Origin of the sequence: Microbacterium sp. R86528 (genome assembly GCF_044596335.1) — a bacterium.
GTDB lineage: Bacteria > Actinomycetota > Actinomycetes > Actinomycetales > Microbacteriaceae > Microbacterium > Microbacterium marmarense.
Map to the genome: position 1 here is coordinate 2,198,090 of NZ_CP138996.1, position 23,669 is coordinate 2,221,758.

At 61.7% G+C, this 23,669-nt stretch carries 18 protein-coding genes; 5 read left to right on the plus strand and 13 right to left on the minus strand.

Features of this window, described 5'->3' with window-relative positions:
- Positions 1-82: 82 nt before the first annotated feature.
- The 4 genes from SJY18_RS10185 to SJY18_RS10200 are packed head-to-tail and all read left to right on the plus strand — an operon-like array spanning position 83 to position 4,178.
- Positions 83-748, plus strand: coding sequence for a hypothetical protein (locus SJY18_RS10185; RefSeq protein ID WP_396667468.1), 666 nt, complete (start codon positions 83-85; stop codon positions 746-748).
- A gap of 44 nt (positions 749-792) precedes the next feature.
- On the plus strand, positions 793-1,464 hold the full coding sequence (locus SJY18_RS10190; protein WP_396667469.1) for a GAP family protein: 672 nt from the start codon (positions 793-795) through the stop codon (positions 1,462-1,464).
- A 27-nt stretch (positions 1,465-1,491) separates the two neighbouring features.
- Positions 1,492-3,210, plus strand: a complete 1,719-nt coding sequence (locus SJY18_RS10195; protein ID WP_396667470.1) for a cation:proton antiporter — start codon at positions 1,492-1,494, stop codon at positions 3,208-3,210.
- Positions 3,211-3,230: 20 nt separating this feature from the next.
- Entirely contained in the window at positions 3,231-4,178 is a 948-nt protein-coding gene (locus tag SJY18_RS10200; RefSeq protein WP_337336919.1) for a DMT family transporter, read from the plus strand.
- A 10-nt stretch (positions 4,179-4,188) separates the two neighbouring features.
- Here the strand turns inward: SJY18_RS10200 and SJY18_RS10205 are convergent, their stop codons facing one another.
- The 7 genes from SJY18_RS10205 to SJY18_RS10235 all read right to left on the minus strand — a co-directional run bounded on the left by SJY18_RS10205 (position 4,189) and on the right by SJY18_RS10235 (position 13,883).
- Complete coding sequence (locus SJY18_RS10205) at positions 4,189-4,959, minus strand: tyrosine-protein phosphatase (protein ID WP_396667471.1); 771 nt, start codon at positions 4,957-4,959, stop codon at positions 4,189-4,191.
- 52 nt (positions 4,960-5,011) lie between these two features.
- Positions 5,012-7,096, minus strand: coding sequence for an ABC1 kinase family protein (locus SJY18_RS10210; protein WP_396667472.1), 2,085 nt, complete (start codon positions 7,094-7,096; stop codon positions 5,012-5,014).
- Positions 7,097-7,250: 154 nt separating this feature from the next.
- A complete protein-coding gene (locus SJY18_RS10215) occupies positions 7,251-8,792 on the minus strand; it encodes a response regulator transcription factor (protein ID WP_396667473.1) in 1,542 nt (513 codons plus the stop codon).
- Positions 8,793-8,890: 98 nt separating this feature from the next.
- The gene (locus SJY18_RS10220; protein ID WP_396667474.1) at positions 8,891-10,408 is read right to left on the minus strand and encodes an ABC transporter ATP-binding protein; all 1,518 of its coding nucleotides are present in this window, start codon (positions 10,406-10,408) and stop codon (positions 8,891-8,893) included.
- Positions 10,405-11,277 (minus strand): ABC transporter permease, encoded by an 873-nt coding sequence (locus SJY18_RS10225; RefSeq protein WP_396667475.1) that lies wholly within the window; start codon positions 11,275-11,277, stop codon positions 10,405-10,407. Before SJY18_RS10225 ends, SJY18_RS10220 begins: the two co-directional genes overlap by 4 nt.
- Complete coding sequence (locus SJY18_RS10230) at positions 11,277-12,308, minus strand: ABC transporter permease (RefSeq protein ID WP_396667476.1); 1,032 nt, start codon at positions 12,306-12,308, stop codon at positions 11,277-11,279. The genes SJY18_RS10225 and SJY18_RS10230 overlap by 1 nt, the downstream gene beginning before the upstream one ends.
- 3 nt (positions 12,309-12,311) lie before the next feature.
- Positions 12,312-13,883 carry an ABC transporter substrate-binding protein gene (locus SJY18_RS10235; protein WP_396667477.1) on the minus strand — a complete coding sequence of 524 codons (1,572 nt, stop codon included), beginning with the start codon at positions 13,881-13,883 and terminating at the stop codon, positions 12,312-12,314.
- 120 nt (positions 13,884-14,003) lie between these two features.
- On the opposite strand from SJY18_RS10235, the gene SJY18_RS10240 reads away from it, so the two are divergent.
- Positions 14,004-14,783, plus strand: a complete 780-nt coding sequence (locus tag SJY18_RS10240; RefSeq protein WP_396667478.1) for an alpha/beta fold hydrolase — start codon at positions 14,004-14,006, stop codon at positions 14,781-14,783.
- Here the strand turns inward: SJY18_RS10240 and SJY18_RS10245 are convergent.
- The 6 genes from SJY18_RS10245 to SJY18_RS10270 are packed head-to-tail and all read right to left on the minus strand — an operon-like array spanning position 14,769 to position 23,669.
- Positions 14,769-16,403, minus strand: coding sequence for a hypothetical protein (locus SJY18_RS10245; RefSeq protein ID WP_396667479.1), 1,635 nt, complete (start codon positions 16,401-16,403; stop codon positions 14,769-14,771). The genes SJY18_RS10240 and SJY18_RS10245 overlap by 15 nt on opposite strands.
- Positions 16,400-17,623: a hypothetical protein gene (locus tag SJY18_RS10250; RefSeq protein WP_396667480.1), complete on the minus strand. Its 1,224-nt coding sequence runs from the start codon at positions 17,621-17,623 to the stop codon at positions 16,400-16,402. Before SJY18_RS10250 ends, SJY18_RS10245 begins: the two co-directional genes overlap by 4 nt.
- Entirely contained in the window at positions 17,620-21,051 is a 3,432-nt protein-coding gene (locus SJY18_RS10255) for a hypothetical protein (RefSeq protein ID WP_396667481.1), read from the minus strand. Before SJY18_RS10255 ends, SJY18_RS10250 begins: the two co-directional genes overlap by 4 nt.
- Positions 21,048-21,419 (minus strand): response regulator, encoded by a 372-nt coding sequence (locus SJY18_RS10260; RefSeq protein WP_337336930.1) that lies wholly within the window; start codon positions 21,417-21,419, stop codon positions 21,048-21,050. The genes SJY18_RS10255 and SJY18_RS10260 overlap by 4 nt, the downstream gene beginning before the upstream one ends.
- Positions 21,416-21,796, minus strand: a complete 381-nt coding sequence (locus SJY18_RS10265) for an STAS domain-containing protein (protein WP_337336931.1) — start codon at positions 21,794-21,796, stop codon at positions 21,416-21,418. The genes SJY18_RS10260 and SJY18_RS10265 overlap by 4 nt, the downstream gene beginning before the upstream one ends.
- Positions 21,789-23,669 carry a SpoIIE family protein phosphatase gene (locus tag SJY18_RS10270; RefSeq protein ID WP_396667482.1) on the minus strand — a complete coding sequence of 627 codons (1,881 nt, stop codon included), beginning with the start codon at positions 23,667-23,669 and terminating at the stop codon, positions 21,789-21,791. The genes SJY18_RS10265 and SJY18_RS10270 overlap by 8 nt, the downstream gene beginning before the upstream one ends.

The window sequence follows — 23,669 nt, forward strand, 5'->3', positions numbered from 1 at the left end:
CAGCACGGCGCTCTCCCCGAACGCTTCACCCTGTTGGCCCTCACCTCGGTGAGGGCGAGCCAGTACTACATGGAGGCATCACATGAGCAGCGCGAACGTGGCACCAATGGAGAAGCGGCGAAGCTCCGTCTTTGTTCCTACGCTCACAAAGCAGAGCTGGAGCTTCATGATTGGCTCCTCGCTGTTTGCGCTAGGCTCCGCGCCGGGGCTCAGCACCCTTATGGGAACAAACCTCTCGAATCTCTCTTTCTTCGTCGGCGCATGGTTTTTCACGGCAGCGGGTCTCATGCAGCTGTTTCTCAGCGGCGCGGTGAGCGTTGACGTCGATTACGCTCCTGGTCGTATGGTGCGCGCTGAGTGGCTGACCGCCGCAACCCAGTCTTTTGGCACGATTTTGTTCAACATCAGCACGACGGCAGCGCTGTACGCCAAGTCGGTTTCAGCCGAAGACCGCTTCGTGTGGAATCCTGACGCCGGCGGTTCCGTGGCGTTTCTCGTGAGTGGTGTGCTGGCGTTTGTCGCATACTCGCGCGTCGCCCGGTTGTGGGACCCCGGCCACAGAAACTGGTGGTCGGTGCTGATCAACTTCATCGGCTGCGTCGCGTTCGGATTCTCGGCGGTTGGCGCATACGTGCTTTCTGACGGCGATCTGGTCAATAGCGCATTGGCGAACTGGGGCACGTTCATCGGTGCCATTTGCTTCTTCCTCACCTCACTTATCGTCTTGCCGCAGTGGCAACGCCGCTAGCGCCGCAACGCGCGTCGGCGCAGTAAGAAGACCGCAGGGCACTCATGTCGCATGTTCTGGCAGACCTTCTTACTCTCGGTGTCGCTGTTGCCATCAGTCCGATCGCGATGGTCGCCGTGATTCTTATGGCGACCTCAGGCAAAGGCCGCACCAACGGCACAGCTTTCATGCTCGGCAGCTACATCTTCTGCATCGTCTTTGTCGGCTCTTTGGTGGTGATCGGCCGCTCTGCCGGCGCCGACGATGAGGAATCTGCGACGCACATGCTGATTGACGCGGTTGAGATCGCGCTTGGAGCGTTCCTGGTCGTCATGGCGGTTCGGCAGTGGCAGAGACGCTCTCACACGGGCACCCCGCAATGGATGAACGCCATCGACGGCATGACTGTGTGGAAGGCATTCATTGTCGGCATCCTCATCTCAGGGCCGCTGTCGCCGAAAGATCTGCCGCTGCTTTTCGCCGCCAGTGGCCGAATATCGCAGGCCGAGCTTGCCGTTCACGAGGTGGTTGCTGTGGTCTTGATCTTCGGGGTGATCGGGGTGATGGCGATCATCATTCCTTGGCTGATCAGTGTGATCGCTCCGAGCCAAGTTGAGATGCGATTGTCAGGTTTGCGGGATTGGTTGATCGGCAACCACGCGGTCATCATGACCGTGCTCTTCTTGATTCTGGGGGCCAAGCTGATCGGTGCGGGGGTAGCCGACCTTGTGTCATGAAATCTCGAGACTTCACGAGGAGTGTTCATGTCGGTAGAACTGCTGCAGGTGACGATTGTCGCGGTCATCGTGATCGTCGTCGTCAACTCCGTCGCTTCGCGCCTGGGCGTGGCGGGGCCGCTCCTTCTGGTTCTGGTCGGGGTGGGCATCAGCGTTCTTCCCATGGTTCCGCCAATCTTGGTGCAGCCGCAGTTGATTCTCGTCGGGGTGCTGCCGCCGTTGCTCTATTCGGCCGCTGTGTCTGCGCCCGCGATCGAGCTACGGCGCGACTTTGGCGCGATCAGTGGCATGGCTGTCATGCTCGTCGTGATCAGCTCGCTCGTGCTTGGATGCTTCTTTTCGTGGGCAATTCCGAGCCTGGGTTTTCCACTGGCGGTTGCACTTGGTGCAATACTCAGCCCCACCGACGCCGTAGCGACCTCTATCGTGCGCAAACTCGGGGTTCCCCGCCGAGTCGTCGCTCTTCTCGAAGGCGAGAGTCTGCTGAACGACGCCACGGCGCTTGTTCTATTGCGCACCGCAATCGCCGCTACCGCGGCGAGCTTCTCGATCTGGAGCACACTCGGTTCGTTTGCCTGGGCGGTGCTGTCGGCGAGCGTCATTGGCGTGATCATCGGCTATCTGACGCTTCGCGCGCGGGCGTGGATCGATAATTCCGTCGCGAACACCGCAATGGGCTTCACCGTGCCGTATCTCGCGTACTTGCCGACCGAGGCAGTGGGCGGCTCGGGGCTTGTTGCGGCCGTCGCGGCCGGTGTGGTCGTGGGACAGGGCGCGATTCGGTGGCTCACCCCAGAACAGCGCATCTCAGACAAGCTCAATTGGCGGACGATTGAGTTCGTCTTTGAAGGCGCAGTCTTCTTGATCATGGGGCTTGAGCTCTACGGCATCCTCGAGAGCAACCGGTCATCGGATGGTGGGGTGTGGCGGGGAATGTGGATCGCTGCGGTGGCGCTCATCATCTTGATCTCGGTGCGTGCTGCGTATGTGGCGCCGCTGATTCGTTTTCACACCTGGCGTGTCAAAAAGAACGCCAGAACTCGGTTGAGCGTTCACGAAGACACGAGAGAACCAGCACGTTATGAGCGCGCGACTCGCGCAATGAAACGAGCAACACGCATTTCGCCGCGGGGCGATGCTGAACAACGCGCCGGCAAGACTCGCGCCGACATCGACTATTTCGAGGCTTCGCCGCTGACGTGGAAGCCGACGGTGATTATCGTGTGGGCTGGAATGCGGGGAGTGGTCACGCTCGCTGCGGCGCAGACGCTGCCCAGAGACACTCCCGAACGAGATCTCTTGGTGCTGGTGGCATTTCTGGTTGCGGCAGGAAGCTTGCTCGTGCAGGGGCTGACGCTGCCGGCGTTGACGCGCTGGCTCGGTCTTCGAGATCCGGGTGGCGACGGCTTGCCGCGAGAAGAGATTCGTGAGTTGGGCAAAGCGCTTCGAGACGAAGCAGCGACAGCGCTCGGTCACGGCCAGATCCGTCGTCCGGACCGAACGCCGTTGCCTGCCGACATCCTGAGCGAGCTCGCCCCGGCGACCATCGATCCGCTGGCGTTGACTGTTGGCGACCCAGACCCGAGGTCCAGCGAAGTGCGCCTCGCTATCCTCGTATTCATGCGCCAGCGGCTGCACCAGATTTCGAAGACGGGGCAGTACAGCACCACCGCGATCCGATACGTCCTTGATGAGCTCGATGCCTCTGAGCTCAGTGTGCGACTGCGGCTCGGCAACGAGACCTGAATCTAGGAAGCGAGTATCACATGACTGCCGAGTCTTTTCCGATGATTGGGATCGCCCTCGCGCTGGTCTCAGCGGCCGTGCTCTCGGCCGGAAACCTTCTGCAGTCGCGTGGCGTGAAATCCTCACGGAACAGGTCGGGATCGGTCAGCGTAGCGGTGCCCACCATGTCGCTTGTGCGCAACCGCGTGTGGTTGCTTGGCGCAGTGATGCTGGGGTGTGCAATTCTGCTGCAGATGGCCGCGTTGGTCTTCGCGCCGCTGATGGTCGTGCAGCCCCTTGGCGTGACATCGCTCATTTTCGCCACACTCATCGCCGCATTTGTGCTCAAGAAGCGTCCCACCAAACAGGTGCTTCTAGCGATAGCGGTGTGTGTGATCGGCGTGGCCATCTTCGTCACCGTGGCGGCACTCGTGAGCACTCAGCATGCCGTCGACGATGCGCAGCTGATCGCGGTGCTCGTTGTCTTGGGTGGTGTGCTCGCGGTAGCGGTGATTTTTCTCATCGTGGATCGTCGTGTGGGGGCCCCGCCGATCATGTGGGTGCTGCTGGGTGGAGTGTTCTCAGCGTTTGTGGCTACCCTGGGCAAAACCGTGATCTTGCGCATTCAGACGGCCCTGAGAACACGGGACTTCGACTTCGATGGCACCAATGTGCTGACCATTGGCTGCATAGTCGGGATCGGGGTTGCCGGAGGGCTTTCGATCTACTTCGTGCAGCGGGCTCATGTGGCGAATCGACCTGACGTTGTGCTGGCCGGACTCACTGTTGTGGACCCCGCGGTGGCCGTGATCATGGGTATTGCAGTTCTGGGTGAGGCGAGCGCCGCGCCGCCATGGGCGTTTGTGGCTTTCGCCGTTGGCGGAGTGACAGCTGCCGCTGGCGTGCTCATGCTGTCGCGGGCAGAACGCGAACCGGTTGACGCGTACGAGTCGTCCCCTCAGCTCGTGAACGACGAGAACACGAGCTGAGGGAACCCGACTACGAGAGCCTCTTGCGCAGACGGTTCAGTTCGTCCTGCGTCAGTCCGGCAGAGAGAAGATAGTTTGCCGGTCCTCCGTGGTGTTCGTCGGTCCACTCCAGAGCAGCCGAGATTGCATCGGGAGGCGTTGCGGTGGCGAGGGTCTGCAGTGCCGGCGTGATTGGAAATCCGAATGACTCCATAGCGTGAAGCATCCCGTCAGCCCAAGGCCCGGCCAAGTTCGCTTGAGACTGGGCGTAATCTGCGACAACGGCGTCACGCGCGGCCCCGGCGGCTTCGAGGATGATGGCAACAGCCACGCCGGTGCGGTCTTTGCCCGCCGTGCAGTGCACCAGCACGCCGGTCGGCTCATCGTCGTTGACTGCCGCGACCATTTGAGCGACACGCACGAGGTCGGCGCCACTGTGGCTGAGAATGTCGACGTATAGCTCGCTCAGGGTCGGAATCGATGCCATGGCTTCAGCGACCGTTTCAGAAGTCGGGTTCGACATAGCGTCTTGCATGAGCGCCACCATGTTGCCCGACAGAATGGGCAGCTCTACGGCCTGGAACGTGCGTGTCTCAGGCAGTCGGTCGGGAGCTGCCTCGCGCTCCTGGGGCGTTCGAAAGTCGACCACGACACCGATTGAGGTGCCCGCGACCTGCTCTTCGCCGACGGTATCGAGCGCGTTCAGCGCGTCTGAGCGGTAGAGCACTCCAACCGCCGTGGTGCCACCGTCTGACCGCGCCGTGCCTCCGGTGTCTCTAAAGTTGTACAGTCCGCTGATCATGGTGACCTTTCGTCGTCTATAGGTGGATGTAGACAGATTGACGGGAGCGACATCAGGCACCATCGACGGGCCTCCGCAGCGATGTGCGCAGTGCGCGCAGCACCAACAGCATGCCCGCCAATCCAAGCAGAGCCCCGATGAATGCGAACAAGCCGACGTCTTGGGTGAGCAGCGGGCCGCCGCCTGAAATGAGCAGAACGACTGCGGTGACGATGAGAGCGACTCCCACGAGCGTTGTCGTCAGCTGCCCGACGAGTGAGGCGATCCACCCGCGTTCGAACGGGTCGCGGAACATGCGCAGGCTCATCCCGAAGGTGCCGTTCTCGAGCTGACTTGCGAACGTCTCAATCCGGCGTGGCAGCCGCCTCAGCTGCTCGCCGACGACCTGCATCTTCACCTGAGCCTCCGCGAGCATCTCGGCCGGGTCGAAACCGACCCTCAGGAAGTGAGGTGTGCGAGACATCGCGCGATCGACCATGTCGTAATCCGGAACGAGCAGACGCAACGTGCCCTCGAGTGAGGCGATCGTGCGAAACACCAACACCAGTCCGGGCGGAAGCGACATCTGATGGCGGCGCAGCACATCGATCACATCGCGGAAGATGCTCGCATCGGTGCTGCCGTTGTGCATACGCGTCAAGATCACCCCGATCTCGTGTTGCAAGGCAGCGCGGTCGATATCACCGCCGGCGCTTGCATCCGCAGCGATCATGAGCAGCAGATCAGTCAGCGCAATATCGTCTTCAGCGGCCATCGCCGACATCATCGCAATGAGCATGCGTCGCATGCTGCGCTCAACCACTCCGACCGAGCCGAAGTCGATCAGTGTGATCTCGCCATCAGGTCTGAGAATGATATTGCCGGGGTGAAGGTCGGCGTGAAACACCCCTCGAACTGCTATCTGCTCGAACACTGTGTCGACGAGAGAGTCGGCAATCTCGCGGGCGGTCGGAAATGGCTTGACCGCAGTGGCGGCGAAAGTTCCAGCGACCACGTGCGCGTCGAAGGCGTATGTTTCGGTGTGCGCAACGCCACCGCCCGCCACCATGTCGTCCGGTAGTGTGCCATTCATGCGAGCAAAGGGCACGCCCTCAACGCGCTCTTGCACCATCATGCGCTCCCCGCACAGCGAGGCATACACTGCCGGCACGTGAATCGTCTTCACATCCGACTGGGCAAGCGTCGCGCGCAGCAGTTCTGTGTTTGCGAGTTCAATTCTGTAGTCGAGCTCTTCGGCTAGCGAGCGCGTGAATTCGGTCGCCAATGCACTCAGCCCGTACGCTCGCGCCCACGACGCGCGGAGCTCGGCATCGGCCGCTAGGCGCACAATGATGTCGGAGTCGATCTTCACAGACGCGCGAGCATCGGGTCGTTGAATCTTGATGACGACGCTTGCACCCTGCTCCGCGCCTGCTTCGGGTTGAAGCCGGGCGGCGTGCACCTGGGCGAGAGACGCCGTCGCTAGCGGTCTCTCATCGACCCACTCGAACGATTCCTCGAGGGCGCCAGGCAACTCGGCCTCGATCGCTGCTTTGGCCGTCGGCCACGACATCGGTGATGTCTGCATCTGCAGTGTGGCGAATGCTTCGGTGAACTCGCGAGGCAGAATGTCGTCGCGAGTCGATAGCACCTGCCCGACCTTCATGAACGTCACGCCGGCCTCGTTCATCGCGGCAACGAGCGCCGTCGGCACATCCTGCTCCTCGCCACGCCGGTGACTTCCATACAGGCTCAGCCCGTGCTTCGAAGCGATACGCAGCGTCTGCGCGTATCGAAGCATGCGCTTTCGTCGGCGAATGATGCCCTTCGCCGCACGAATCGGATGCCATCCGCGGTCAGAAGGCCAGAAGAGCTCAGACAGCATGATGACCGTGACGGCGATGGCGAGTTGCCAGCCGAGCGCCACAGCTACGAACAAGATGCCGATCGCACTCGACACATCGAACTGTCCACCGGCAGTGACATCACTCGCTTCGAGCGCGACCCTCGCCAGCGGTACTGTGATCGCGTACACGACACCGCCCGAGAGAATCGCGCGTATCCATCCGATGGGGGTGCCGAACACGTGTTGCGCGATCCACGCCGCGCTCAGGGCGAAGACCACGCCGATGACAATGATGGGAACCGTGCCGAACATCGGACCTCCTAGGCTGCCCCGACCGTACTTCGAAGCGCCTCTCGGACTTGCCGTTCAGGGTATGGTTTCACCCCCTCGGTACTCATGCGCGATTGCGGCAGTCACCCGGTTGTCACCCCATCGGGTGCCTTGCTCAAGCCGCGACGATGCGGAGCTAGCCGGTGGGCGAGAGGAACCGCAGTCGTGCTCCGGCGCTGATCGCCTCTTCGCGCGTACTGCAGTCGAGTTTTCGATACAGCGATCGCAGCTGTGACTTGATTGTGTTGGGCGACACGAAGAAGCTCGATGCGATCTCGGCGGTGGAACTGTGGGTTACCAGGGCGTTCAGAACGCGCAACTCGCCCTGCGTGAGCGTCGGCCGGATCTGCATCTCAAAATAAGACCGCCCTTCGGTCATGCTCTCGAGTTCGTTCGCGAGTTCGGCGGGCAGACGTGCATGCACCGCTTCGACCAGTTGGCGCGGCAGCGTCGTCAGCAGACGCGCGTTGTCGGGGTTGCGAACGAGACGAAACACCCGTAGCGCGGTGTCGATTGAGACTTCTTCTGTGCGTGCCAACTCAAGCCATCCCCCCAGGAGTGCACACTCGGCACGCGGTGCAGGCCCCAGCGTCGGGTTTTTGGTGAGCAGCCGCAGCTCATCGGCGGCGGTGTCGAAGCGGTTCTCGCGAAGTAAGAGGTGCACCGACGCGATCGAGGTGAGAATGCCAGCGCCGCGCGCTTCATCGGCGAGCCTTCTGGCTGCGGTGAGATCTCCGGTGATGCACAGGGTTTTGATGGATGCTGCGCTGATCACGTCGAAGGCAAACGACCCCGGGTGTACCGGGTGGCTACCTCGTGCCAGGCGCAGTGCCTCAAGCGCATGCTCCGGTTGATCTCGTGCAAGCAGCGCCCGGCAACGAGCGAGAAGCGCGAACGGCCAAATGAGGTCATTAGCGTCGTAGGGCTCAAGCAGCGACAGCTGTTCGTCGAGGTCTGCTGACAGCTGATCAGCGGCTATGAGCGCCGCAGCGGCCCGCTCGGTGGTGATGCTCGCCGTGGCGTGCGCGTATGAGGGTGCGGGAAGTTCCCGAGCACGGTCGAGCGCGCGCTGCGCATCGCCCAGCGCGCCACGCACGGCATGCGCCAACGCCACTCGCCCGACTGCAGTGCGTTCTGCGTCCTGCTGTGCTGAGAGCTTGCCGAGTTGACGGGCGGTCGCGAACTCGAGCAACGCATTGCTGGTGTCTCCCGCGGCGAGCAGCGTCGCTCCGATCTGAAGGCGGAAGAACCAGAGTGGGCCGTCAAGCCGGTCACGTGATTCGACACGAGTCTGCGTGATTCGGTCGTTCAACCGCTTCGCAAATGTCAGGGCAGGTTCCAGTTCGCCGCTCACGCGGAAAGCGATCATCTGGGTGAGCAGAACAAAGTCGATCTCTTCTGGGCTCATCTTTCGCCCATTGTCTGAGTGAAGCAGTGGTTTCGCCGAGCGAGATGTGCGCGCGATTGCCGCTGTCATCGGATGAACGATGCGCAAGGCCGGGTACCGCTCCAGAACTGGAGGATCGAGGTCGGAGACAGCTGCAATAAGTGCTTCTGTGTGCGAATTGAGCAACGGCCAGACGTGGAACATCGCGATCTGAGCGATCGACTCTGGGTTGCCAGAGTCGACGGCCCGGTCAAGTTCTTCTCTTGCGGTGTCTGGGTCGTTGAGGTTCACCTGGCTCTACTTTCGGGCCGCGGAGTAGGCTCCCGAGAGACCCGAACGTCAGCTCGCCATGCACGTCTCTCGTAGATGAAACGATTCTAACCCCTGGGTTAACCCGTGTTACGGCCACGAGCCGCGGCTGCCGCAGCGAGTAGCCGCTGCGTGTATGGGTGCTGCGGGCGTTCAAAGATCGCAGACGCCGCAGCGGTTTCGACCAACCGTGCGTTTTGCATCACTGCGACCCGGTGCGCAATGCGCTGAACAGCTGTGAGGTCGTGCGAGATGAACAGATACGAGACAGCGGTGCGCTCTTGCAACTCGATCAGCAGATCGAGAATCGTTGCACGCAGCCTCGTATCAAGAGCGGACGTCGTCTCGTCACAGACGATGACCGACGAGCGTCCGGCGAACGCGCGCGCGATCGCGACTCGCTGCTTCTGACCGCCCGACAGTTGATGGGGAAGCTTTGCGAGCGTATCGGCAGAAAGGCCAGTGCTCGCGGCGAGCTGCTCGGGGGAGCGATCGCCGTGGAGCAACTCGATGGCGCGACCCAACGTCTGCGCCACGGTTCGGCGCGGGTTGAGGGATGACTCTGGGCTCTGGAATACAAACTGCACGGGAGGAGGCGACGTCGGTGCGTTGATCGTCACTGAACCCTCGTGCGTCGTCAATCCTGCGAGAGTGCGAGCGAGCGTCGTCTTTCCGCAGCCTGATTCACCGACGAGAGCGAGGGTCTCGCCCCGATCGATATGCAGGGAAACATCGTTCACAGCCACGAACGATCCGAACCGTTTGGTGACTGTTGATGCGACGAGCACTCGTTCACCTCTGCTGAATCTATGGGGTGCAGCAGCTCTGTGGCCGAGGCCCTCCAGAGGAGCGATTGAGAACCCGGCGGTGGCCGCTATTGCGTGGGAGCTCACTGTGTCGACGATGCGACCACGCTCGAGCACAGCTAGCCGATCGCAATACGCTGCCACGGTGGGCAGATCGTGGCTGATGAGGAGAGTCGCGAAACCGAGTTCACGCTGAAGACGCTTCACGAGAGAGAGGACGTCGGCCTGAGCGTGAGGATCGAGTCCTGTCGTCGGCTCATCCAAGATGAGCAGCTGAGGCCGGTTGGCAAGGGCCATCGCGACCATCGCGCGTTGTTGCTGGCCACCCGACAGTTCGTGCGGGTATCGGTAGGCAACTGCCTGAGGGTTCGGCATGCCGACTTCGGCGAGAGATCTCACCGCGGCCTTCTGCGCGCGAGACTTCGCGACGCCACCAAGTCGATGCGCTTCGGCTATCTGCGCGCCCACTGTGGCCGTGGGGTTGAGCGCGCGCCCGGGCTCCTGGTACACAACGCCGATGTCGTTGCGTCGATACTCTCGCAGCGCCGTCCCGTGCAGAGCCAGCAGGTCTTGTCCGGCGACGCGCAATCGCTCTGCGTGTATCTCCGCGTTTCGGCTGGCATAGCGAGTGAGCGCCATTGCGACGCTGCTCTTTCCCGAGCCAGATTCTCCGATGAGCCCGAACAGCTGTCCTCGTTCGATCTCGAAAGAGATGCCGTCGACAGCGCGAACGCGCTGCCCGCGTGATCGATAGGCGACCTCCAGCGACTTCACCTGCACCAGAGCGCTCATCGACGAAACACTTCTTTGAGGTTATCTCCGATCAGATTCACCGAAACAACGAAGGAAGCGATCGCGGCCGTCGGAAACACAACCGTCCACCAGGCGGTGCGCAGGTATGCACGGTTTTCATTCACTGCAAGGCCCCAGTCTGGCGACGGGGGCGATACGGTCAGTCCCAGAAACGACAGCGAGGCTGCGATGAAAACCGCAGCGGCGAGGCTCAGAGTCGCCTGCACGAGCACCTGGGGCCAGACGTTCGGGAGCAGTTCTGATCGCAGCATGCGGATTGCACGCTCGCCCTGCAGCTTCGCGCTGGTGATGTAGTCCTTGCCCATTTCGACCAGGACTTCTGCCCGAATGACCCGCGCAATTGACGGAGCGAACAGAAACCCCACGCTCAAAGCGACAACGATGGTGCTTCCACCGAATGCAGCAACGAGCACGAGAAAGAAGATGATGCTGGGAATCGCGAGCACGATATCGAACGATCTCATCAGCAGCTGGTCGACCCACCCACGATAGAAACCCGCAATCAGGCCCAATGTGGTGCCGAATGCGGTTGCCAGCAAGGCACCGAGCGGTGCGACAATCAGCGCCGACTCTGAGCCAGCAAGCACCCGTGCAAGAACGTCACGGCCCAAACGATCCGTGCCCATCCAGTGTTCGGTGCTCGGTGCTTCGAGTTTGGCGCCAGTGTCGCCGAAAGGGTCGAGTCCCAACCAACGCCAGCCCAGTGCGGCGATAACCCACCCAGACACGATCAGCACGCTCAGCGTGAAAGTCGGTCGTCGCCACAAAGCGGCTTCTGCCCTGTTGCGAGGCAGCGGCGCACGCGACGGCTCATGGTCAGTCTCGAATGCCGGTTCACCGCGCAGCATCAGCTGCCTCCTGAGAACCGTACGCGCGGGTCGATCATCGTGAAGACGACATCGGTGGCCAGCAGTGCCAACATCGAGATGACGGCGGTGATCATGACACCAGCGGTAAGCACGAAGATGTCTTTCTGCTGCGTAGCCGTCACGAGCAGCGCGCCGAGGCCGGGATAGCTGAACAACGTCTCGACCACAGCGCTTCCGCAGAGCATCGCGCCGAGGTAGATCCCGAGCAACGAGACGACCGGAATCATGGAGTTGCGCGCCACGTGTCTGCGCAACAATGCGCTGCCATCCACGCCCTTGACTACAGCGGTTCGGTAGAACTGCGATCCGGTTGTTTCGATAACGGCATTTCGCGTCATCCGTGCGAACACCGCGAGAGACCCGAGTGCGATGGTGATCGCAGGAAGTGTCATAGCGCGAAGTTGAGCAGGCAATCCTTGGCCTAGCGCATCACCGGAGTTGATCGGAAGAATCGGCAGTGCGAGCCCGAACACGATGAGCAACAGCACGCCGATGACGAACTCGGGCACGGCGGCTAGAGACATCAGCACGATGGTGAGTGCCCTGTCGCTGCGCGACCCTTCGCGTCGTGCTTGCGCGACACCGAGGCCGATCGCGATCGGCACCAGCATGAGGAACGCATACAAGCCGAGCATCATGGAGTTGCTCAAGCGTCCGAAAACGAGATCGAGAACGCGCTCGTCGTAGACGAGACTGATGCCCCAATCGCCTGTCAGCAGACCGCCCGTCCAGGCGATGTAGCGTTCGATCAAAGCGCCATCAAGATTGTGACTCGCGTTCCATTGCGCGACCTGTTCTGCGGTCGCGTACTGCCCTAGTGCGTTTCGACCGGGATCGCCCGGCACAACCTCGATGAGAGCGAAGACGATGATCGACACCACGCAGAGAACCGCTGGAATCTGCAGGAGCCTCAGCCCGATGAGTTTTGGTGTGGCGCGTTGACGCTCACGAAACAGCGCTGATCGGCTAGCCATAGCGGAGCCGGTCTCACCGGAGGCGGGAACGCTCACAGGCTAGTTTGCGATCGATATTCCGGCGAAGTTGTAGCCGGAGTAGAAGTCAAGGGCCCCGACGAAATCGCCAACCACGCGCGTGTTCTGGAGAGCTCGCGATGTCGAGAACGCGGGTACGACAACGGGAACGTCGGTCCATTGGATCTCTGCAATGTCGTCGACCAGCAGCTGTCGCTCAGCCTCGTCGGTCGTCGCATCGAACAGCACGCTGAGGTCTTCGAGATCGGAGTTCGCGTAGTGCGATGCGTTCATGGGGCTCTGCTCTGCGTAGATCAGTGAAATGTACTGTGACGGAACCCGCTTTGCCCAACTCGTGGCAGTCACGGGTGCGTTCAACCACGGGGAGTTCTCGCCCTCGGCGTAGTACTGCTCGCTCGTGAGCACTTCGAGCGTCACTTCGAAGCCCGGCACCGCATTCAACTGCTGTTGCAGTACTTCTCCGAGCAGTTGGTATGACGTGGTGAGGGTGAACTCGATGGTGCGGTTGCCAAGCAGACGCGCCACTTCGTCCAGATCTTGCTGGCGCTGCTCTAGACCTTGTGGCTGGAGAAGGTAATCGGGCAGGAACACGGTGTCGTTCGCGACTTCAGCGTTGCCTTCATAGACATCGTCAACCAGCTTCTCGCGATCAATCGCCCAGGCGATCGCTTGTCTGACTGACTCGTCGTCGAACGGCGCCAGGTCAGTGTTGAAGAAGAGCCCGTCGATTCTGTTGTAGCTCGAAGAGATGATGTTGTACTCGTCGAGATCAACGGTGGATGCGACGTCAGAGGTGAGCCCGATCCGATCGAGTTCACCCGCTTGGAATGCCAGCACGCTCGCTTGGGCGTCGCCGTAGATCTTCAGCTCGACCCCGTCGAGATCGATCTCATCGGCATTCCAATAGTCCGGGTTCTTGACGTACGTGGCCCCTTGGCCGATGGTGTAGTCCTCAAGAAGGAACTGGCCGGCGCCCACGGGGTCATCACGCCATGTGCCTGGAACGTAGTCAGCGGGAAGAATGCCAGTGTTTGTGCCAGTGAGTAGAAGCGGAAAGTCCGCGAAGGGTCGCTCGAGTGTGAACCGCACCGTGTCGGCCGCAACTGCAGAGGTCGACTCGAGGATTCCGGCGAAGGCACTGCCCCCTGGAGACATGCTGTCGTCGGCACTGATGGCATCAAATGTGGCTGCGACGTCAGCAGCGGTGACGGCGGAGCCGTCGTTGAACAGCGCGTCACCGCGAAGAGTGAATGTCCACGTCAGCCCATCCTGCGAGGCTGACCAGTCCGTCGCGAGTCGAGGATTCAGGTAGCCATTCACGTCGAGGCTCACCAGCGGCTCGGTGACGAGGCCGGTGATAGCGAGTGCATAGGGATCTGCCGCGGTGAGTGGGTCGATATCACCCCCGGGGTCGAAGATCGCCAGGCGGTAGACGGCATCGCTCGTATCAGCAACAGTGCCACTCGCATCGTCGGACGCGCATCCTGAGACCAGTGCAATGCACGTCGCCGCTAACGCGGCCAGGCTCGCGCGGGTCTTTCGATGTCGCCCGCGAGCTCTGGCAGCGTGGTTTTCTACCGCCCACGGTGGCATGACCCGACTCCATTTCTGTGCAGATTGCTCAACCGTCTATCGAGATCACCTTATCGCGAGCAACATATTTACCATCGTGGCGGTTACCACTCAACGCTGTCGCAGCCCTAGATTGGCCGCATGACTGATGTTGCTGGCTCCACCCCGATCACGCTCGCACATGACATCCAAGGATCAGGTCCGCTGGTGGTGTTGATTCACGGCATCACCGAGCGCAAAGAATCATGGGATCCGATCGACCTTACCGACGAGTTCGAAGTGCTGCGCGTCGATGTGCGCGGCCACGGCGACTCACCGCTGCAATCACCCTACGACCCGCGCACGTTGGCCGCAGACGTGCATGCAACCGTCGAGGCGGTTCGGCCCGGTGCAGTTCCACTTGTTATCGGGCATTCGATGGGCGGCATCATCGCCACCGCTTACGGCGTGCTCTTCCCCACGGTCGGGGTGATCAACATCGATCAGGCCCTCGCGCTTGGCGACATGCAGAAGAAGGTGAAGTCTCTTGAACCGCTGCTCAAGAGCCCGCTGTTCCCTGTTCTTGTAAGTAGCATGTTCCGCTCAATGCGCGGCGTGCTGCCTCGTGAGGAGAACAAGCGTCTTTCTCGGTTGCGAACGCCGCGCCGTGAAGTGGTGCTCGGTGCCTGGGCGCCGATGCTGCAGCAGACGCCCGAAGAGCTGGTTGAGACGGTGAAGCAGTTGACCGCATTCCCTTCGGACGTGCCCTACTTGTTCATCGTCGGAATCGACCCCGGCGAGGACTACTACGCGTGGCTGGCTGAGTCGATCCCGAGCTCGACCTACGAAGTGTGGCAGCAGGGCCACTACCCACACCTCGTCGAGCCGGAGCGGTTCGTGGCCAAGGTGAAAGAGTTCGCTGCCACGTCATCGCCCAGTTGACCCCTCGGGTCGGCGTCGTGCCTTGAGACGCACGCGGAAGCGAAAGACTCCCCACACCGCCACCGCAATGATCACCACGCCGGCCAGTTGCCAGAATCGGGTGGAGAGCACGTCGCGCACACTGACCGGTCCGACATCTGAAGGTGCGATCTGCGGTTCGACCAGCGCCGCAGCCTCTTTCGGAGAGCCGTCGTAAGAGACGACTCCCGTCCCTCCGTCGGGAGAAAGATCGCGCAGATCTCCGACACTCACTGCATCGTCGAGCGCGTGAGGCAGTTCACCGAGTGTGGCGGCGATCCCCGACGCCTGCGCATGCTCCGTTGACGGTTTCGGCGACCAACTTGCCGCAGTGGTGCCCGATCGAATCACCACGCTGATCGACGGATCCGCGAACGCCTGTGTCGACGCCGTGATGCCATCGAGAAAAGCAGGCGAGCCCGCGTCGCCCGTGAGAGTGAGCTCGTCTACGAGCGCTTGCAGGTCGCTATCAACTGAGGCAGTTGCATCCCAGCCGATCGTTCGAGTGACGGCAGGTGCGAGCTCAGCGACGAGCACGGACAAGTGAGCGATGAGAGCTGCTCGCGTCACGCCGAGGTCGGCTGTCGAGACTCCGCTCATGATATCGATTGCGCGAATATCGTCTCCGGATGCTTCGACAATCTCGCGCACAAAAGCGTCGATAACTGGCCAAAGCGCGGGCTCGTCGCTCACAGTCGCGCTCAACAAGACCACATCGACGGCTAGGCCCGCCGCGCGGCTGAGCGCGATGGTGCGTTGCAGCCGCTCGAGAGTCTCGTCACTCGCCCCCGAAGCTGTCGGGTCAGGTGGTGGCAGATCCACGCGCAGTCGCTCAGCCCCGAGGGCCACAGCTTCGGCGACGTCGCTCGCAATGTCGGTCGTGGGGTCAGCCCAAAGCGCGTACGAGTAGGTCAACGCGCGTCCCGGCGATTCGGTGGATGCTGAGGGCAATGCCGGCACGCCGGTGACGACCGGATCCTCATCTGCTGACGCCGTGGTGATCATCAGGCTGTCTTCGCCGGTGCGCAACAGTTGTTTGATGCGCCAGTAACCGTCTTCTAGCACCATCACCACCGAGTACGTCTCGACGCTCTCGAGAATCGTTGAAGTTCCGTCGACGACTGTCTCACGCACGACGCGTGCCCTCTCATCGTCGAAAGCCACAATGGAGCCGTCGCGGGAATAGAAGGTAAGCCGCAACTGATGACCCAAAGACCACATCGCTGTGGCTTCGTCGCTCGGCAGGTTGAGCACGTTCTCTCTTGCCTGACCACTGAATGTGTCTTCAACGGCATCGGTATCGCCGTGTGACTGATAAGCGCCCATCGCTGCCCACGCCCTGAGATAGGCGGACTCGAGCAAGATACGAGTGGGGGACTCCATCTCGCGCTCGCGCGTCCACTCGTCACGTTGCCACGTGACAAGTGTGTCGGCCATGGTCGGTACCGTGTCAACATCGTGCAGGGCATCTTCGGTTGAGGCGCCTGACGTAAACGTGCTCACGATGGTTCCCGACAAGCTGATGGCGAGAAAGCCGGCTATGAGTAGCGCCACCGCGAGCATCGAGGCGATTGCCAATTTCGCGGTCGTCAACTTGATCACGGCACGTTCACCGCTACGGTCGAGCCGAGAATGGTGACGTCGATATTTGCGATCGTCACTGAACCGGCAAGTGGAATCTGGATGGAAACAGAACCCGAGTCGAGCTGGCCCTCGGCGCTGACGCCTGGGCCTGATACCGAAACAGCCGCACCGTCCGGAGCGAGGGCGCCGTCAAGGCCGATCACCGGTCCAACGTCGATGCGGAGCACCCCGTCAGAGCGTGTCACCGTGGCAGGAAACTCACCCAGCGCTGGCGCAAACGTCAGGTCGATAGAGGTTGCAGCATCCACACCTTTGGCGCGAGCCGTGATCATGGTCACGCCAGCGATCGTAGGCGATTGCAGCCAAGTCTCGGCCTGCCCCGAGATCAAGACTGCGTTCGCGGTGCCCTCGCCGTTCGGTCCCGACCAGCGGAACTCGACCGCCGTGCCGTCTGCGAGCACGTTGTCGAACGCATCGCGCAGAATGTCCGTACGCACCAGAACAAGCGAGCGACCATCGGCGACTGCGCGCGAACCCGACGGTGCCACGACAGACAGCGCGAATGGCCTAGGCGGCCCGGCGACCTCGTCGAGATCGGCAGACGGGCTACGCACCTCGCCCAGCGAAGCCCAAACGGTATTGCGCCCGGCAACAGTTCCCGAGAACAAGTCTGCCCAGGCGAGCAGGTGCGCGCTGGTTGTCGGAAGCACCTGCACGCTGTCTTGGGGATTGATGCGAGTGAATTCAACAGGAGTGCCGTTGGCCACGGCGTTTCCCCACACGTCCTGGGGCAGTGCGACAGCCATCGACACGTCAGCATCATCGGCCACGATCGAGCGCGCACCGACAATCGTCTGCACCGAGCTCGCTTTGGCTGGGGTGATCACAACTTGCGTGCTGGTGGTGATGCCGTCCGACACCGCGGTGATCGTCATCAGACCGGCAACCTGTGTCAGTCCTGATGGCAAGGTGAATGACGTCGCGCCGCCATCGGGATCGAGGTCAAAGGTAGCTGTGCCCAATGAGCCGGCCACGATCAATTGCAAGGAGCCTGTCGCACCTGCGATGTCGATGACCGTCGACTCACCCGCGATTGTCGACGCCGGAGCTTCGACTATCAGCGTTGGCTGTGTGACCACTATCGGGTGAATGGGAAAGGCGCTCGCCGCACTGAGAGAGAGCGCTGCCGCCATGAATGCGGGCGTGAGCACCGCTCGCCGAGAGATATGCCGCGTCATTCGCTTGCCCCTCGCACGTAGCTTGTGACCGTGGCTGAGACCGAGCCGAACCCTGACTCTGCGGGTAGTGCGAGCGCGCCGGCGATTGCCGTGTCTGGGGTGGCGTGGGAGGGACCACTGAACGTCGAGGTGGGTATGGACGGGTAGATCAGTGCGAGTTCGCTCGGAATCGCTACATCAAAATTCGATGATGATTGCGCCGCGATGCTGTGCTCAAGGTAGGTATGGTCAATCCACGCGAGTCGCCCCAGCTCGTCGAGATAGGAGAACAAGACGTGGGGCACCGCGGCCTCGGTGACACTGTCGTTACGGATCGAGCCGCGCAGGCGATAGCTGCCGTCGTCTGCTTGCTCTACGCGCAACTGCTCGACCTGCAATCCAGTCAGAATGGGCGCTGCGGTCACCACGGCACGAGCTGACACCTCGACAGAGTCGACGCTCTCGCCTTCAGCGAGCACGAGGGGTGTGATGACCTGGGGGTCGAATTCAACGGGGCCGTTGAGATCGAGAGCATCGGTCTCGGTGGCGGGAGCGACGACCACCGGATCCGTCGTTCCATCTGCGGCGAGGTCTTCCTGCGTTCCGGAGCTCAACACACCACCGTCAGCTTCTATTCCATACTCGCCCGTGCCAGCGATGTATTGGAATTCGATGCGGAACGGTGTCGATTGGCCCGGCAGGAGTTTGTGAACCATCACCTGCGCTGCATCCCATTCGACCAATAGCTCTTCGTCGGGCCCGCGCAGCTGCGCTTGAACGGTGACATCAGCTGGCGTGACATCGGTGTTCGTCACTTGACCGATCACTACCCAACGGCCATCGAGTTGCACTGTTCGCACCATATCCAACATGATCTCTGGCCGGTCGAGCACATCGACGGCACTTGTCGAGTCCGCAGAAAGATCGGTGCGTCCTTGCGAGAGGAAGCCGACATCAGGGCGGCTGGTGAACTGGTCAGGCGGCTTAGTCGGATCAGACGGCGGGAGGTCGATCCGCCACCCCGCATCGGTGAGCACAGTCGCGAGCGTCGTCGTCACTTCATAGGACTGCAGTGAGGTCAGAAACGTGAGGTGCGCGCTCACGATGGCATTGCGCGCGTCGACAGACGTTTCGGACACATCGATGTCGCTGAGCTTCGCGTACGACGCAACGAGGCCGCCGTCACTGTTCAGATCAGCCTGAAACTGCTCGAACGTGGGTGCAGTAGCGGGATCGAGCAGCGCATACGCGTCGGCGAACCTACGGAAGTCGAGATGGTCGAAGTACTCCACGACCACATCTGAGGGTGGGGTCGTCGTCGGGCGCAACACGGCGCCACCGACCACAGCGAGCATCGCGACGACGACCAACACCAAGGCGATCCTGCCGCGCTTGCGTGTTGGCTTCGCTCGGGCCGCGGCGTTGCGCACGGCTGCGACCACCCCGACGCCTGGTAGCCAGCGACGCTTCTCGTTGGCTGTCTCTTCGTCGGGAACTCGGCGTGCTGCGCGAGCGAGGGCCGCATCTGTGCGGCGCCCGAGGCGCGCGGCGAGATTCAGCTTTGCGAAGATGCCGTGTTCAGCGAAGCGATGCCGATGCCAGCTGCGCGGAATGGGGGCGCCGACGAGATTCCAGAGCAAGACACCTAGAGCGAGCAGCAGTGCGCCGGGTGGAATCGTTCCCCACATGAGTCGCTGCCATAACGCGCCCTCTTGGGAATCAGAGGTGGCGGGCAACGGCTCAACGTCTGCTCGCTCCCACACATCAATGCCATTCTCCAAGGGCCCGAGATTCGTCCATCCACTGGCATCGAGCAGGGGTGAATAGAAGTCGTCGTTGTTGAAGACGTACTTCAGTGAGTACCGGCCAGGAGTGGCGAGGAACTGCTGAAGACTCCCGATTCCCGGAACCCCTGAGTACTTCGCGCCCTCGATGCGCTCGACCGGGCGTGATGTGAGTTCGGGCAGTTGGCGAGCAGAGTGATAGTTGCCATCCACGGTTTGGGCGGTGGTGTTGGCAGAGAGCCACGCCATCTGATCGCCAAATCCCAGCGTGAGGTAGCGCCAGTTCGAGTGCTGATCTTTCTCCAAAAACGATGTGATCGGCGCGATGTCGATCGAGTCTGGCTGGAAGGAGCGAAAGTGTGTGAGGTTGGCCGCGTACAGCGTGGTGAACAGATACATCACTGTCACCAGCGCCACTAGCAGGGCGCTGAGCACCCGCCCGAGCCGCGCTTTCATCCATGTGCTGATCGAGCCACGGGTTGCACTCACGACGAGCGCGCCCGCGAAAGGCAGAATCACGATCGTCGCCCAGAACGTGAATCGGTCGAGGGTGAGGATGTCGTAGGCGCCGCCGAGCAGTGCTCGCGGAATGAACGTCGTGCCACCCGTGCCGAGCAACGTCAACGCTGACAGCGACAGCGCCAGCGGCCACGCGCGTGTGGTGAACCCTCGAACCAGCGCGTACGGCAGCGCGAGCAGCATCATGCCCCAGGGGACGAGCCAGAAGACGAGACCGGCATTCGCGTTGACGATGAAACTGTCACGACTCGCGTGGGGGATAGACACCTGCGTGATGGGATCACTGCGTGAATGGAGCCAGTACGGCAGCACGACAATCAGCAAGACAGCGATCACCAGCAACGTAAATGCCGCGGTGCGTATGAAAGCGGGGCGCACGCGCCGCAAACGGCGGGCGATCAGCGGCCATGCCGTAGCTCGTGAGAATCGTACGGTGCGCGCGCCGGTTTCATCGGGCAGCGGTCGGCGAAGCTCGCGCACGAGCGCGGCGATCAACACCGGACCCAGGAAGAAGACTGACCCGAACAAAGTCGTCACATGGTGGCCCGCGGTGGTTGCCATTACGCACACCACTCCCGAGAAAAGGGCGCGCCTTGAACCTGTGCGTACCCACCGATCGGCGAACGGCAACGCGTTCAGCAGAAACCCGAGAGAGAAGGTAGTCGGCAGTTGGCCGAACACATGAACTGTCTCAGCTATGGACGATGAGAGCACGAGGAGGATCGCGGCCCACCCGGCAGCTCGATGCCCTACCCACAGCGCCGCGAAACGGTAAACCCCGATGGTGAGGATGAACAGCGCGAGTATCTGCACAACCACGAATGCGCCGAGCAATCCGAAGATCGAACTCAGAGCGGCGACTGATTGGTGCGCTCCAGGGGGGTAGCTGAATGTCGAGAAGCCGGTGTACCAGCGATCATCCCAACTCGAGAACCAAGAACGCGCGTAGTGGTCTGCGAAGAAAATGTGCACGTAGGCGTCGTAGGTGCGCTGATAGCTCCCCGAAACCAGCAGTGCGCCATGAAAGACAAGGACGAGCAACAGTGCGATGAGCAGCAGTCGGTGGCGAGCGACAAAGTAGGTCAACCGCCACCGAGAGTGAGCGCGCACGGGAATCAGCCCGGCGATAGCGCCGAGCTGATTCACCTCTCGACGAGAGGGAGCCCCAGACGGTCCAGGCACTCGGCGACCGCGCGGGTCATGACAGGTTTTGGCAGGACTGCGTCGACTCCAAGTTCGGCCAGATTGGCGCTCGGCAACTCAACGACACCGGAGACAAGCACAAATTTCGCTCTATCGCCGAGCTGATGAAGCGATCGAAAGAGATCAAGTCCGCTCTCGCCCGGCATATGAAAGTCAGAGAACACGACCTCGAATTCGGTCTCGGCGACGTGCGCGCGAGCTGATTCGGGTGCGTCCGCTTCGTGAACGTCATACCCATGCCGCGAGAGCAGATGAGACAACACCGCACGAGACACCGGGTCATCATCAACGACGAGTGCATTCGTGATCATCGCTTGGCCTCAGGGGCGTGCGGCGGAGCGACGAATGCAAATATCTCATCGAACTTCGTGAGGTCGAATATGCGCCACACGTCTGCAGCATCCGGTGCAAAAAACACAACCTTTGCTCCAACATGGCCGCAGAGCCGATGGGCCTGCACGAGCGCCGCTAAGCCGGCACTGTCGAGAAAAGTCACCCCACGCAGGTCGACGGTCAGCTGGGTTGATTCGGTGAACGTCAACGACGCGACCTGCTCTCGCAAAGTCACTGCACTCACGGAATCGAGTCGACCCGACAAGACGAGTGCCGTTTCATCGTTCGGTCCATTTTGCACGTGCACAAGGAAATCACCGTGCATAGGGCCCACGTGACGAGTGCTGTCATTCATCGAGGCTCTCCTCGCTCTCTGGTGCGGGAGCCCCGCGGCGTTTCACCACGAGCATCCACCGGTTCGTCTCGGACTCTCGAGCGTAGCGGAGCTCGTCGCTCAGCCGACGGGCGATGAGTAGCCCGTAGCCTCCGACCTGTGCTTGTCCGGCAACCGGAACGGGTGCGGCGTCTGGATCGAACGATCGTCCGTGATCGACGATGTGAACTTGCACCGCGGCGGCCGTGACGTCAACAGTGAGCGTGACGAGGCTCTTGCTCGAGACGCCACCGTGGTCGATCACATTCATGCAGATCTCGTGGGCGGCCAGTTCAAGTCTGCTGTGAGCGTCGGTCGATTCTGCCGGGTCTAGGTGTTCTAGCGCAGCCGCCAACCACGGCCCGATTTCGCGCAGCTGCGAGGCCTCAGCCGCGATCTTCAGCTCCGGCGCGCTCACCGTCGAGTCTGTGAGCTGCGAAGTTGTCTTCAGCACGAATGCAGTCTGGTCGTCAGATCGAGGATGCTGCTGTGCAAACTCGTCCACGTGCGAGAAAATCGCCTCCACCAATCCGGCCGATGACGTTTCGACGAGCGTGGAGCACAGCTCGTCGAACCTGTCGTAGCCGAACATCTGCCCGTCGCTATTCTCTTGCTCTGTCAGCCCGTCAGAGCCAATAACCAGCATCGACTCGTCATCGAGCGGCAGTTGCACGCGCGATGGCCTGAGCGAGCGAATAATCCCGAGCGGCGGGGCAGTCGCTGGCACCGAGGACGCAATTCCAGCTTTCACGTGCGTCATTGGGGAATGTCCGGCGTTGCATACGCTCACCGTATTGCCGTCAAGGTCCACGTAGCCGAACGCGAGCGTTACGAACATGCCCAATTGCTCGAGATAGTCGAATAGATCGTCGAGGAGATAGTTCCACGCGACGTCGAGATCACGGTCGGATGCTCCAGCGAACGCTGCACGAAGAGCACTTACGGTTCGGGTCATGACGATCGCCGCAGGAAGGCCCTTGCCCGAAACGTCGCCTACAGCGAACCACAGCGTACCGCCCGATTCCATGGTGACGTGGAAGTCTCCACCCGAGACATGCGCTGGTACGGTCGCCGACGCGACGTCAAGTCCGGGCATGGAAGCAGCTGCAGCCGTGAGTGTCGCCTGCGCGATGGACGAGGCGATGCGATGTTCTTGCGCGACAGCAATGCGCTTGAGTGACGACTCGTGCATGACGTGCAGTGATAGACCGAGCTCGATGGTGCCCGCGATGGTATCGATCAACCGGAGGTCCGCCGTGGTGAATTGCTCGCCCCGCGAGCGGGAGAACCCGAGACCGCCGAGAGTCTCGCCGCCAAAGGCGCGCGCGCCGCGCAACCCCAGCGTTGTGGTGGCGACCCGACCGTCTTCATGAGGGCTGACGGATGAAGGTCCACCGGAGAGCACCGCCTCGGTGACGCGTGCTGTCAACGCAGTACCCAGGGCTCCCGCGTCGCCGCTGAGACGTTCGGGAGTGAGCGGGAGTGTCTCGGACGGGGTAATCAGCAGAGCCGCATCCGACAGGGTGAGATCCCGAGCCACCTCGAGCATCGAGTCGAAGGCGGAATCCGTGTCGAGCACACGCACAACAAGGTCGGTGAGATCGCCGATCGCGTCCAAGCGCTCCTGAGCTTCAATGAGCGCGCCCGCGAGCGCCCCGACTTTGGCGAACTGGCGGCGGTACGACTCCGCGGCGGTCGCGATGCTCGAAAGCAATTCAGGGTTTCCCGAAGCGAGCTCTTCAAACTGTTGCAACGGGCCAAGATCGGGCCCGCTGGTTCTGGGAATGGCGCCCGGCGAGCGCAGCCAATCGGCGACCGTGCGCTCGCGGCTTGTCGGGGCGTCCGAGGGGGACAT

Excerpts from the sequence above, each read along its gene's own strand:
- SJY18_RS10185 (WP_396667468.1), top strand. The coding sequence starts at position 83 with ATGAGCAGCGCGAACGTGGCACCAATGGAGAAGCGGCGAAGCTCCGTC.
- SJY18_RS10190 (WP_396667469.1), top strand. The coding sequence starts at position 793 with ATGTCGCATGTTCTGGCAGACCTTCTTACTCTCGGTGTCGCTGTTGCC.
- SJY18_RS10195 (WP_396667470.1), top strand. The coding sequence starts at position 1,492 with ATGTCGGTAGAACTGCTGCAGGTGACGATTGTCGCGGTCATCGTGATC.
- SJY18_RS10200 (WP_337336919.1), top strand. The coding sequence starts at position 3,231 with ATGACTGCCGAGTCTTTTCCGATGATTGGGATCGCCCTCGCGCTGGTC.
- SJY18_RS10205 (WP_396667471.1), bottom strand. The coding sequence starts at position 4,959 with ATGATCAGCGGACTGTACAACTTTAGAGACACCGGAGGCACGGCGCGG.
- SJY18_RS10210 (WP_396667472.1), bottom strand. The coding sequence starts at position 7,096 with ATGTTCGGCACGGTTCCCATCATTGTCATCGGCGTGGTCTTCGCCCTG.
- SJY18_RS10220 (WP_396667474.1), bottom strand. The coding sequence starts at position 10,408 with ATGAGCGCTCTGGTGCAGGTGAAGTCGCTGGAGGTCGCCTATCGATCA.
- SJY18_RS10225 (WP_396667475.1), bottom strand. The coding sequence starts at position 11,277 with ATGCTGCGCGGTGAACCGGCATTCGAGACTGACCATGAGCCGTCGCGT.
- SJY18_RS10235 (WP_396667477.1), bottom strand. The coding sequence starts at position 13,883 with ATGCCACCGTGGGCGGTAGAAAACCACGCTGCCAGAGCTCGCGGGCGA.
- SJY18_RS10240 (WP_396667478.1), top strand. The coding sequence starts at position 14,004 with ATGACTGATGTTGCTGGCTCCACCCCGATCACGCTCGCACATGACATC.
- SJY18_RS10250 (WP_396667480.1), bottom strand. The coding sequence starts at position 17,623 with ATGACGCGGCATATCTCTCGGCGAGCGGTGCTCACGCCCGCATTCATG.
- SJY18_RS10260 (WP_337336930.1), bottom strand. The coding sequence starts at position 21,419 with ATGATCACGAATGCACTCGTCGTTGATGATGACCCGGTGTCTCGTGCG.
- SJY18_RS10265 (WP_337336931.1), bottom strand. The coding sequence starts at position 21,796 with ATGAATGACAGCACTCGTCACGTGGGCCCTATGCACGGTGATTTCCTT.
- SJY18_RS10270 (WP_396667482.1), bottom strand. The coding sequence starts at position 23,669 with ATGTCCCCCTCGGACGCCCCGACAAGCCGCGAGCGCACGGTCGCCGAT.